The organism is Rugamonas sp. FW305-51, from assembly GCF_058786935.1.
Genome location: NZ_JBYSZG010000015.1, coordinates 109,561 through 120,241 on the forward strand (window position 1 = coordinate 109,561; position 10,681 = coordinate 120,241).

Annotated in this window: 15 protein-coding genes; 12 read left to right on the top strand and 3 right to left on the bottom strand. The window is 66.2% G+C overall.

Going from position 1 to position 10,681, the window contains the following annotated elements; genetic code table 11:
- Positions 1-187 precede the first annotated feature (187 nt).
- The 7 genes from AC3WOS_RS12980 (at position 188) to AC3WOS_RS13010 (ending at position 4,384) form a co-directional block, all read left to right on the top strand.
- Entirely contained in the window at positions 188-613 is a 426-nt protein-coding gene (locus AC3WOS_RS12980) for a DUF4398 domain-containing protein (RefSeq protein ID WP_492716374.1), read from the top strand.
- A gap of 39 nt (positions 614-652) precedes the next feature.
- The gene (locus AC3WOS_RS12985; RefSeq protein ID WP_492716375.1) at positions 653-1,525 is read left to right on the top strand and encodes an OmpA family protein; all 873 of its coding nucleotides are present in this window, start codon (positions 653-655) and stop codon (positions 1,523-1,525) included.
- A 25-nt stretch (positions 1,526-1,550) separates the two neighbouring features.
- The gene (locus AC3WOS_RS12990; RefSeq protein ID WP_492716376.1) at positions 1,551-2,087 is read left to right on the top strand and encodes a ferritin-like domain-containing protein; all 537 of its coding nucleotides are present in this window, start codon (positions 1,551-1,553) and stop codon (positions 2,085-2,087) included.
- A gap of 61 nt (positions 2,088-2,148) precedes the next feature.
- Positions 2,149-2,451: an ElaB/YgaM/YqjD family protein gene (locus tag AC3WOS_RS12995; protein WP_182152609.1), complete on the top strand. Its 303-nt coding sequence runs from the start codon at positions 2,149-2,151 to the stop codon at positions 2,449-2,451.
- 24 nt (positions 2,452-2,475) lie between these two features.
- Positions 2,476-2,859, top strand: coding sequence for a phage holin family protein (locus AC3WOS_RS13000; RefSeq protein ID WP_492716388.1), 384 nt, complete (start codon positions 2,476-2,478; stop codon positions 2,857-2,859).
- 11 nt (positions 2,860-2,870) lie between these two features.
- Positions 2,871-3,236: a hypothetical protein gene (locus AC3WOS_RS13005; RefSeq protein ID WP_492716377.1), complete on the top strand. Its 366-nt coding sequence runs from the start codon at positions 2,871-2,873 to the stop codon at positions 3,234-3,236.
- Positions 3,237-3,238: 2 nt separating this feature from the next.
- On the top strand, positions 3,239-4,384 hold the full coding sequence (locus AC3WOS_RS13010) for a patatin-like phospholipase family protein (RefSeq protein WP_492716378.1): 1,146 nt from the start codon (positions 3,239-3,241) through the stop codon (positions 4,382-4,384).
- 13 nt (positions 4,385-4,397) lie between these two features.
- Here AC3WOS_RS13010 and AC3WOS_RS13015 read toward each other — a convergent pair whose 3' ends face one another.
- From AC3WOS_RS13015 to AC3WOS_RS13025, 3 genes are read right to left on the bottom strand one after another with little or no spacing between them, the layout of a single operon-like run.
- Positions 4,398-4,925 carry a hypothetical protein gene (locus tag AC3WOS_RS13015; RefSeq protein ID WP_492716379.1) on the bottom strand — a complete coding sequence of 176 codons (528 nt, stop codon included), beginning with the start codon at positions 4,923-4,925 and terminating at the stop codon, positions 4,398-4,400.
- 32 nt (positions 4,926-4,957) lie between these two features.
- Entirely contained in the window at positions 4,958-5,110 is a 153-nt protein-coding gene (locus AC3WOS_RS13020) for a DUF3309 family protein (protein ID WP_492716380.1), read from the bottom strand.
- Between the two features lie 15 nt (positions 5,111-5,125).
- Complete coding sequence (locus AC3WOS_RS13025; RefSeq protein WP_492716381.1) at positions 5,126-5,587, bottom strand: outer membrane lipoprotein; 462 nt, start codon at positions 5,585-5,587, stop codon at positions 5,126-5,128.
- Between the two features lie 223 nt (positions 5,588-5,810).
- On the opposite strand from AC3WOS_RS13025, the gene AC3WOS_RS13030 reads away from it, so the two are divergent.
- From AC3WOS_RS13030 to AC3WOS_RS13050, 5 genes are all read left to right on the top strand, one after another.
- Positions 5,811-6,122 carry a BON domain-containing protein gene (locus AC3WOS_RS13030; RefSeq protein ID WP_492716382.1) on the top strand — a complete coding sequence of 104 codons (312 nt, stop codon included), beginning with the start codon at positions 5,811-5,813 and terminating at the stop codon, positions 6,120-6,122.
- 230 nt (positions 6,123-6,352) lie between these two features.
- Positions 6,353-7,006 carry an ArsR family transcriptional regulator gene (locus AC3WOS_RS13035; protein ID WP_492716383.1) on the top strand — a complete coding sequence of 218 codons (654 nt, stop codon included), beginning with the start codon at positions 6,353-6,355 and terminating at the stop codon, positions 7,004-7,006.
- Positions 7,007-7,126: 120 nt separating this feature from the next.
- The gene (locus AC3WOS_RS13040; RefSeq protein ID WP_492716384.1) at positions 7,127-7,999 is read left to right on the top strand and encodes a M90 family metallopeptidase; all 873 of its coding nucleotides are present in this window, start codon (positions 7,127-7,129) and stop codon (positions 7,997-7,999) included.
- A gap of 112 nt (positions 8,000-8,111) precedes the next feature.
- The gene (locus tag AC3WOS_RS13045; RefSeq protein ID WP_492716385.1) at positions 8,112-9,404 is read left to right on the top strand and encodes an ATP-binding protein; all 1,293 of its coding nucleotides are present in this window, start codon (positions 8,112-8,114) and stop codon (positions 9,402-9,404) included.
- Between the two features lie 208 nt (positions 9,405-9,612).
- The gene (locus tag AC3WOS_RS13050) at positions 9,613-10,650 is read left to right on the top strand and encodes an extracellular catalytic domain type 2 short-chain-length polyhydroxyalkanoate depolymerase (RefSeq protein WP_492716386.1); all 1,038 of its coding nucleotides are present in this window, start codon (positions 9,613-9,615) and stop codon (positions 10,648-10,650) included.
- The last annotated feature ends 31 nt before the right edge of the window (positions 10,651-10,681 follow it).

Consider the following 10,681-nt stretch of genomic DNA (forward strand, 5'->3'; position numbering starts at 1 on the left):
GCGCCCTTTGGGTATGGCTGCGCGCACGTTGTCAGCCTACACCCGTGCGCGCGGCGGCGGCGCAGCAATGGTGCGGCCTGGATTCAATGTGCGGCAGCGTACTGAATCGCGGTCGGCATGGGCCTATAAGAGTAGGCATTGTGGCCGCTGTGTTTCCTGTGGCCCCACTATCACAAGGAGAATGGACATGCGAACTAGCCAACCCGATATGCAAACCCGGCCATCCCGGCCATCCCGGCCACGCTGGCCGTGGCTGGCCGGCGCGGTACTGCTGGCCATGTGCGCCGGCTGCGCCAGCCAGAAGACGCCGGCCACGGCCGATGTGGCCGCTTCGCGCGCGGCCGTCGAAAGCGCAAGCAATGCCGGCGCCGGCGAACTGGCGCCGGACGAGATGCTGGCGGCACGCGACAAGCTGCAGCGCGCCAGCCAGGCGCTGGCGGCCAAGGATTACCGCACGGCCGAAAACCTGGCCGCCCAGGCCCAGGCCGATGCGGCGCTGGCCCAGAGCAAGGCCAGTGCCGGCAAGGCCAGCACGGCCGCTGCCCAACTGCAGGACAGCATCCGGGCGCTGCGTGAGGAAATCGAACGCAACCGCAGCATCCAGCAGCAATGACGCCGGGCGCCGCGTCCGGCGCCAACCAAGGAGAACATCATGAAACAGTTCCATTGCATTCCCGCAGCGTTTGCCCTGTCCGTGCTGATGGCTGCGTGCAGCACCACCCCGACCACCACCAGCCTGCTCGACCAGGCCCGCGGCGACTATCTGGCCGCCCAAGGCAACCCGGCCGTCGCGCGCGATGCGCCGGCCGAACTGCAGCAGGCGTCGGCGGCGCTGGAGCGCGCCAACGCGGCCGCGGCCCGCAAGGAAAGCTTGAACACGATCGACAGCCTGGCCTATGCGGCCAAGCAACGCATCGCGGTGGCGCAGGAAGCGGCACGCCAAAAGGCAGCCGAACGGCAGGCCGCCGACGCCGGCCATCAGCGCGACCAGGTGCTGGTGCAGGAACGGACCCTGGAGGCTGACCAGCAGCGCCAGAAGGCGCAGCAAGCCCAAGTCCAGGCCCAGGCCGCCAATACACAGGCCCAGGTCGCCAACGCCCAGGCCAGCGCCTTGCAGCAGGAATTGGCCGACCTCAAGGCCAAGCAGACCGAGCGCGGCCTCGTCATCACCTTCGGCGACGTGCTGTTCAACGTCGACCAGGCTCAGCTCAGCGCACAGGGCGTTACCACGGCGGCGCGCCTGGCCGATGTGCTGCGCCAGCAGCCGGGCAGCAACGTGCTGGTGGAAGGCTTCACCGACAGCACCGGCAGCCCGGCCCACAACCTGGAGCTGTCGCAACGGCGCGCCGAGGCCGTGCGCAATGCCCTGGTCGGCATGGGCATCACGCCCGAGCGCATCGCCACCCGCGGCTATGGGCAGGCGTTTCCGGTGGCCAGCAACGATAACGCCGGCAACCGCCAGCTGAACCGGCGGGTCGAGATCGTGCTGTCGCAGGACGGCGCGCCGATCGCCAACCGCCATTGAATCTCAAGCACAGGAAGGGAACATCATGGATGATAATCAACCCACGCCGCGCAGCGGCATCGACACGGTGGCCATCCGGGCCGCCGCGGCCCACCTGCAGGACGGCCCCGTCACGGTCGGCTACCAGGGCGACCGCGCGGCCGTGGTGGCACTGCTCAACGGCGCCCTGGCCACGGAGCTGGTGTGCGTAGCGCGCTACCGGCGCCACTACTACACGGTGACGGGGCGCCAGAACGCGGCCATCAAGGCCGAGTTCCTGGCCCACGCGGAGCAGGAGCAGGAACACGCCCACTGGCTGGCCGAACGCATCATTCAGCTCAACGGTACGCCAGATTTCAATCCAGCAACGTTGCTCGCACGTAGCCATGCCGAGTATGATGAGTCTGTCGACGTGCAAACCATGGTGCGGGCCAACCTGATCGCCGAGCGGGTGGCGATCGAATCGTACCGGCAAATGATAGAACGGCTGGGCACGGCCGACCCCACCACCACCCATTTGTTGATCAAGATCATGGCGGTGGAAGAGGAGCATGCGGACGATATGCGCGATTTGCTGGACTGAGTCCAATCTGCGGTAAGGTAGGGCAGGCAAGTTCTTTTACTCAAACAACAGGAGCCTCATCATGCTGGAAAACAATATCAGTACCGTGAACAACGATGTCAAAACCCTGGTCAAGGATGCGCAGGCGCTGTTTACGGCTGCCACCGCGCTGACGGGAGAAAAGGCCGAGGAACTGCGCGGGCGCGGCATGCGCGCGCTGGACACGGCACTGGCCAAGGCCCATGAAGCCCAGCAGAGTGCGCTCGAGGCGAGCAAGGAAATGGCCAAGTCGGCCGATGTGTACGTGAAGGAAAATCCGTGGCGCTCGATCGCCCTGGCGGCCGGCGTGGGCCTGCTGGTGGGCGTGATCCTGGGTCGCAAGTAAGCCATCGTGACCCCGACGGAACCGATGGACAAGGGCGCGCCGCCGCCGCCGCCGGGCCTGCTGGCCTCGCTGGCGGCCGTGGCGCGCGGCATTCTGGGGCTGGCGTTGTCGCGCCTGGAACTGGCGGCGCTGGAACTGGGCGAGGTGCGCAACCACCTGCTGCGGCTGGTGGTGATGTTCGCCCTGGCCGTGGTGGCCGGCTGTTTCGCGCTGGCCTATGGCACCGTCACCATCGTCTACCTGGCCTGGGATGCGCTGGGCTGGAAAATCCTGCTGATCATGACGGGCGCCTTCATGCTGGCGGCGCTGGGTTTGATCCTGTATGCGCGCAGCATGATACGCAATGGCAAGCTGTCGCTGACAGCCACCATGGCCGAACTCAAGTCCGACCGTGACATGTTGCTGTAGCCGGAGGAAGCATGACGACAGAAATGGAACAGACGGCCCTGGCGGCCAACAAGGCGCGCCTGATACGGGAAGGCGAACTGCAGCGCGTCAAGGTGGCCCATGCGAAGGCCCAGCTGGGGATGGCCTTGCGGCCCGAGGCGCTGCTGCACAGCGCCGTCGGCCAGGCCACCGAGCTGGCCCAGGCCCGGCTGGGCAGCTTGCTGTCACCGGGCGGCCTGAACATGGCGAACCTGAAAACGGTGCTGCCGATCGCGTTGACGGTGGGATCGTTCATCATGCGCAAGCGCCTGCTCAAGCCGGCGTTGGGCGTGGGGGCCGTGGTGGCGCTGGGCGTGGCCTGGCTGGCGCGGCGCAAGCGGGCCGAGCCAGCGCAGTGAAAATGGAACAGCAGGCGATACATGTCAAGCAGCGGCATCTCAATCCGGGGGGCATGCGGGTGGTGCTGGTACTGCAGGGCGGGGGCGCGCTGGGGGCCTACCAGGCCGGCGTGTTCCAGGCCTTGCACGAAAGCGGACTGGCGCCGGACTGGATCGTCGGCACGTCGATCGGCGCCATCAACGCGGCCATCCTGGCCGGTAACGCACCGGACGTGCGGTTGGACCGGCTGCGCGCGTTCTGGCACGGCATCGCCCATCGTGACACGCTCGACATGCGCGCCTTGCCCGACAGCCTGCGCCGCACCAATATCCTGCTGCAGACCTGGGATACGCTGGTGCGGGGCGTGCCGGGCTTTTTCCAACCGCGCGGCTTCAACCTGTTTCCGTCCGGCCTGGCCGTGGCGCCCGAGCAGGCCAGCTTCTACGATACGAGTGAACTGGGCCGCACGCTCGAGCGGCTGGTCGACTTCGACTACCTGAACGCGCCCGGCGGCACCCGCCTCACCGTCAACGCCTTGCGCGTGACTAGCGGCAGCCTGCGCCGCTTCGACAACCGCGACATGGCCATCAATGCCGATCACATCCGCGCCAGCGGCGCCTTGCCGCCCGGCTTTCCGCCGGTGCGCATCGACGGCGACCTGTACTGGGATGGCGGTTTGTATTCGAACACGCCGCTGGAGACCGTGCTGGAGGACGGCGCGGCGGCCGACACCCTGTGTTTCATGGTGGACCTGTGGAATGCGGAAGGCGCGGAGCCGACCACGCTCGATGAAGTGCAGACGCGGCAAAAGGATGTGACCTTCGCTTCCCGTTCGCGGCGCCACCTGGACGATTATGTGAAAACCCAGCGCATGCGGCAAAAGCTGCGCGAGCTGTACCAGGCGCTGCCGCCCGAGGCCCACACGGCGCAGACGGCCGATGAACTGGCCGCGCTCGGCTGCGACACGACCTTGCACGTGGTGCGCCTGCCGTATGGCGGGCGCGACTGGCACATGGCGGCCAAGGACATCAATTTCTCGCGCGGTTCCATCGACTGGCGCTGGGACCAGGGTTACCGCGACGGTCAGCGCGCGGTCCAGGCGGCGGCCTGGCTCTCTTTCGTCAGCGAAGATACGCCGCTGGTCGTACACGACCTGCCGCCGGCCTGAACGCGGAGCGGCCTTACTCCAGCCGGTTGTTCTCGTCCCGTATCGCCTTGGCGTTGACCATGTCATGCTGGTAGGTGTTGCGCGCCTCTTTCATGCATTGCGAACGCTCGGTGGCGGGCTGTTTCTTGCAGGCCAGCGTGGCTTCCTGCAGGGCGGCCGCGATTTCCTTGCGCACGGTGCGCAGCTGGTCGGCCGCCGTGCTGTCGTTGTTGTACCAGCGGCTCGGGTCGCCGTGGGCGATTTCCTTTTTCTGCTGCTGGGCCACGGCCGGCGGGGTGACCCCGGGCGTGCTGTCCTGCACGGCCGGCGCGGCCGGTGTGGCGCCGGCCGCTGGCGGGACCGCGCGCGTGCTGTCGTCCACCGTCGGCGTGGCGGGGCGCGTGCTGTCGTCCACTGGCGGCGCGGCCGATGTGTTCTGTTCGGTCGGCGGCATGGTGCCGCGCGGGTAGTCCTGGGTCTGGGCGAGCGCCGAGGCGCACAGCAAGGCCCCTAACAGCAGGGGCGCCAGGCGCAGGGGTTTGCTTGTGATGTCGTTCATCATGATACCTCCCATAGCTGGCCGCAAGCGGCCGGTTAAAGTCTGCCGGTGAGCAACATGACCAACAGGATAAGTACCACCAGCCCCGTCACGCCGCTGGGGGCATAGCCCCAGCTGCGGCTGTGGGGCCAGGTGGGCAGGGCGCCGATCAGGATCAGCACCAGGATCAGCAGAATCAGGGTTCCCATGGCGCCCTCCGGCTGTCAGTAACGGACCAGGTGGCCATCCACCAGGCGCACCCGGGAGCCGACCCGCATGTCGGCGATGTCGTCCTGCTGGAGTACGCGGTAATCGCCGTTGTCCATCCGCACGCTGATCTGGTAGGTGTCGTGCGGCTGGTTGCGGTCGCTCTCCACCTTGTTGCCCACCAGGGCGCCACCGACGGCGCCGGCCACGGTGGCGGCCGTGCGGCCGCTGCCCGAGCCCACCTGGTTGCCCAGCAGGGCGCCCACCAGGCCGCCCGTGACGGCGCCGGCACCGCTGGTGCCGCCGCCGGCCCGCACCAGCTGGATGTTGTCGACCGTGCCGTAGTAGGCCGCTGCCGCGGACGGCTGCGAAGAATAAGTCACGGGCGCGGACGGCGCATTGCTGGCGCAACCGGCCAGCGTGGCCGCCGTTGCGGCCGCGGCCAGGGTGAATGCGCCCATATAGATGCTGTGTTTCATGTTGTCCTCCCGAAAAGTGTGTCACCAGCTTAGTCAGCCCGCACCACGCGGTCTGTACGGTGCCGCACCCTGCGTCCTGTGTACGGCAACGAACGGATGACCGCCCCATTAGCGCGTACAACTGAGCTGTCGGTGCAGCAGCACGCTCGCTGACTGGCTCACTTCGAGCAATTCATTGGACTAGCCGTTTGTCCCTTTGTTCCATTCACCGAGGAGAATTGCCATGAAATCCGCACGTTACATTGCGACCGCCTGCCTGTCCGCCGCGCTGCTGGCCGCGGCCGGTTGCGCTTCCACCCCCAAGCAGGAAGGCACGGGCGAATATGTCGACGACACCCTGATCACCACCAAGGTCAAGGCCGAGATCTTCAATGAACCGACCCTGAAGTCGACGGAAATCAACGTCGAGACCTTCAAGGGCAAGGTACAGCTGAGCGGCTTCGTCGCCAATGCAGCCGATATCGCCAAGGCCGCTGAAATCGCCCGCAATGTGAAGGGCGTGAAGGAGGTGAAGAACGATATCCGGGTCAAGTAAGGGCACGGGGAACCAAGCGCGCCGGCGGCTATCCAACACAGGCAGCCCTGCCGTGCGCGCGCGTGCAGGCGGAATGATGCATTTGGATACAAATTGAAGAGTTTATATGTTCGTTGCCGCACAGACTGAAAAATCGCGGCCCGGCAATCTGGTAGCTGATCTACAACGCATGGCGTAGCTCTTGCGTGGCCGCCGTTTGTCCCCGGGAATTGATTTAAGGAGTAAAGAAAATGCATGCATACAGACAAACTCAACATCTCGACGTCAGCCCAGCCCGGGGCCAGGGCTGTCCTGAGCTGCCGGCTTTGCCGGCGCGCGACGCCGGCGCCGGGCTGGCCAAGCTGACCCTGGTCGAACGGGCCGCCCCGCCGCTGGACCGCAAGCCGGCCCTGTCGATGGCGCCCATCGAACGGGTGCGCTCGACTTCGGCCACCTTGCGCCGCATCGAGAACATGCAAAAGCTGATCGGCGAGCTGTCCATGCATGAAATGCTGGCCGACGAGATCGCCTGGTTCCTCAAGTTTTCGCCATCCGGCGCCCGCAAGTACATCCGCGACCTGCGCGAGGCGGGCGTGATCGAGCTGGCGCGCTACATCGAAGGCACGGCCACCTACCTGGGCAAGGCTGTGTACCAGCTCACGCCCGACCCGGAGCGGGTGCGCATGTTCCTGGCCGCCATCGTCCAGCCCAAGCGGGAAGGGGCGCCGCCGCGCAAGGAGCGTCCCGGCGCGCGCGAGCTGGCCATGGCCGGCAATGGCCGCCATTTCCACATCCTGGCCGACGACACCCATTACGCCATCCGCGTCAACCGCGGCCCCGTCATGCGCGACCCGCTGGTGGCGGCCCTGTTCGGCTCGCCGGCGTCGCAGCAGAAGGCCGAGTGAACTCCCTGGCCGCCGTGCCGCTGGCGCCCAGGCAAGAAAAGTGATTGAATTGACGGCAACCCGCCCCACTTGGGGTGGGTGGCCGGGCATCCCGTTGCGGCCGACACCCCTCTGGTGCACATGGACGCTTTGCTCTTGTTAGGTTTGACGGTGCTGGCCATCGTCCTGCCGTGGATCATCCCCCGCTGGCGCTTGCGGCGGGCGCTGGCGCGGCCCTTGCCGGCCAGCGCAGTGGCCGTACTGGAACGTCACGTCGCCCCTTACCGCGCCATGGCGCCGGACTTGCAGGCCCAGTTGCGGCGCCTGGTGGCGCAATTTCTCTATCAGAAAAAATTCATCGGCTGCGACGGGCTGGTGGTGGACGATGAGATGGCCGTCACCATCGCCGGCCAGGCTTGCCTGTTGCTGTTGAACCGGCCCAGCAAGGTCTATCCGGCCCTGCACACCATCCTCGTCTATCCCACCGCCTTCGTGGCGCGGCGCGACGAGGTGGGGCCGGGCGGGGTGGTCACGCCCGGCCGCCAGAGCATGCTGGGCGAGTCGTGGGACGACGGCCGCGTGGTGCTGTCGTGGGACGACGTGCAGCGCGGCGCGGCCGACTGGACGGACGGCCACAACGTCGTGCTGCACGAGTTCGCCCACCAGCTCGACAGCGAGTCGGGCCGCGCCAATGGCGCGCCCTATCTCGGCCATCACGCCAGCTACCGGGAGTGGTCGGCAGTGCTGGCGCGCGATTTCCAGTCGCTGCGCTGGCAAGCCATGTACCGCCAGCACAGCGTGATGGACCATTATGGCGCCACCAGCCCGGCCGAGTTCTTCGCCGTGGCGACGGAAACGTTTTTTGAAAAACCGTGGCAGATGGCGGAACACCATGCCGAACTGTTCGCCGAATTCGCCAAGTATTACCGGGTTGACCCCCGCGCCTGGCAGCCGCAGCCGCAGCCGCAACATGAGCATGATACGCCGCACCTGGCCTGGCATGCCCATTGGTGAAATATGTGCCTGACGATTGTGAAATCAGGCATAATCGGAACGAGCCGCGTATGCCTGCCCGCCGCACTCATCGCGTCCGTCGCCATGCCGTGCCTGCCGCGAGACTATCGTCATGCAATTCGAAGAAATCGAATTCTTTTCCACCGATGCCCCGGCCCGGGCGCCGGCCGCCGAGGCGGCCTCGCCGCTGGTGCGGCTGCAGTACCTGGTCGATAACACGCCGGCCATCATCTATTGCACCGTGCCCAGCGGTGACTTCAAGATGACCTTCGTCAGCAACAACGCCTACAACGTGCTCGGCTACCGGCCCGAGCAGATGCTGGCCGACCCCAACTTCTGGTTCGACCACATCCATCCCGACGACGCGCCCAGCATTTTTTCCAGCCTGGCGCTGGTGTTCACGGAAGGGCAGCGGGCCTACGAGTACCGCTTCCGCGTGGCCGACGGCTCCTATCTGTGGATGCACGACACGTTGCGCCTGATCCGCGACGAGCACGGCGCGCCGCTGGAAGTGATCGGCTCGCTGACCGACATCACGGCCCGCAAGCACATGGAGGAGGCGCTGCAGGCCAAGGGCGTGGAGCAGCAGCAGCTGATCGGCAAGCTGCGCGACGCCCACCAGCAGCTGCTGCAGTCGGAAAAGATGGCGTCCATCGGCCAGCTGGCGGCCGGCATCGCGCACGAGATCAACAACCCGGTCGGCTTCGTCAATTCCAACATGGGCGCGCTGCAAGGCTATGTGGGCACGCTGCTGAGCGTGATCGACCAGTACGAACAGGCGGCGGCCGGCCAGGCGGCAGTGGGCGCGCAGATGGCGGCCGTGCGCCAGCAGGCCGACCTGGACTTCCTGCGCGAGGATGTGGGCGAGCTGGTGCGCGAATCGATGGACGGGCTCAAGCGCGTCAAGGATATCGTCCAGTCCCTCAAGGATTTTTCCCACGTGGGCGAGACGGAATGGCAGATCGCCGACCTGCACAAGGGCCTGGACAGCACGCTCAACATCGTGTCAAACGAGCTCAAGTACAAGGCCACCATCGAAAAGCACTACGGCCAGCTGCCGCCGATCCGCTGCCTGGCGTCGCAGCTGAACCAGGTGTTCATGAATCTGCTCGTCAACGCCGGCCACGCCATCAAGGAGCGGGGCGTGATCACCATCAGCACGGGCACCGGCAACGGCTGGGTGTGGGTGGAGGTGGCCGACACGGGTTCGGGCATCGCGCCCGAGCACTTGAACCGCATCTTCGAACCGTTCTTCACCACCAAGCCCGTGGGCAGCGGCACGGGCCTGGGCCTGTCGCTGTCCTACGGCATCGTCCACAAACATGGCGGCAAGATCGACGTGGCGTCCGAAGTGGGCAAGGGCAGCCGCTTCATCGTGCGCCTGCCCATGACGCCGGCCACCTGACTGCCCTGGCCGGCAACTTGCCGTGCCGGCCATCAAGACTCCATGCTCCCGATAATTTGTATTTTTACAACGTCCCGATAGCGGACGCCCCGCCTCGCCGATTCTGTGGGAAGATCGTTGTGCGCTGATGGTGCGGTGCATCAATTTTACCTTGATAGGCACTGCGCAGCCGTTGATTTTCTCCCCTTTTCCGATCCTGGAGTCCACCATGAAATTGCCCGTCTATGCTTCCGTGCTGGCCGTCGCGCTGGCGTTTTCCCCTCTGGCGCGTGGCAGCAGCAACTTGCCCGCGCTGGGCGCCGACCATGGCGCCACGTCCGTCTCTGGCCTGTCGTCGGGCGCTTTTATGGCGGTGCAATATCAAGTCGCTTTTTCCAGCTCCGTGATCGGGGCCGGGGTGGTGGCCGGCGGGCCGTATTACTGCGCCGCCGGCTCGTTGGTGAACGCGGCCGTGTGCATGGGCCAGGTGCCGTTCCTGCCGCCCAACCCGGCCCTGCTACTGATGGCGGCCCAGGGCTTCGCGGCCAGCGGCCAGATCGATCCGCTCAGTGACTTGCAGAGCGACCGCATCTATGTGTTCAGCGGCACCAAGGATACGGTGGTGTACCAGCAGGCCGTGGACGCCACCGTCACCTTCTTCAAGGATGCCGGCGTGGCCGATGCCAACCTGGTCTACGTCAATTCGGTGCCGGCCGGCCATGCGCTGCTGACGCCATCGTTCGGCAACAGTTGCGGCGCCAACGCGGCGCCCTACATCAGCAAGTGCACGGTGCACCACCAGGCCTACGACCAGCCGGGTGCCATGTTCGCCCACATTTACGGAAGCGCCAAACCGCCGGCCAGCAAGCTGTCGGGCAAGATCATCACCTTCAACCAGCGTGAGTTCGCCGACGCCGGCACCGGCATGGCGTCCGATGCCTATGCCTACGTGCCGGCCAGCTGCGGCGCCGGCAAGGCGTGCCGGGTGCATGTGGCCTTCCATGGCTGCAAGCAGTCGGCGGCCGTGGTGCAGGATGATTTCTACGGCAAGAGCAGCTACAACAGCTGGGCCGACACCAACAACATCATCGTGCTGTACCCGCAGGTGAACGCGTCCAACGTGCCCTACAACCCGCAGGGCTGCTGGGACTGGTATGGCTACACGGGCATCAATTACGCGTTCAAGTCGGGGCCCCAGATGCAGGCCGTGCACGCGATGGTGGAACGGCTGACCGCGTCGCCGGTCAACACGGTGGCGGGCCAGTAACGGCCGGCCGGGCCGGCGGGCGGGCCGGGGT